Genomic DNA, 375 nt, shown 5'->3' with positions numbered 1-375 from the left:
GATAAAATACGAGTTCGATACGACGGCCGCTAATATTGAGGAAGCCGAAGAATACGAGCAGTATAAAAAGAATAACGCCCGATACAACGAGGCGTATGCAGAGCTGAGTGAGGTCACGCAGAACCTGATCGAAGAGAACGGCCGAGAGCTTGCGGCCGAGATGGCAAAGAACGCGTACACGGCGTATACAGAAGCCAGACTCGCACTCAAGCGTGTCGAACTTGAAATAGAAAGCGTTCGCGAAGAGGCAGAATCCGAATTGCCGGAAAAGGCGGATAAGCCTGAAGAGGAAGAAGCTGATCTGGAAACCTTGGTTCGGGTCTATGAGCATCAGCCCGAACATGCAGAGAAGTTCGCAGAGGGCAAGTGCGAGTC

General features: G+C 51.5%; 1 protein-coding gene. It reads left to right on the top strand.

The genetic code is table 11. The features are described 5' to 3' along the window. Nucleotides 1-375: hypothetical protein (locus AC1RPT_RS07760; protein ID WP_481762979.1), on the top strand; the 375-nt coding region annotated here is incomplete at both ends.

The sequence above is a fragment of the Dellaglioa sp. CoH-56-MRSF-11 genome (genome assembly GCF_056782135.1).
This window is presented reverse-complemented; position numbering and strand designations above follow the sequence as displayed.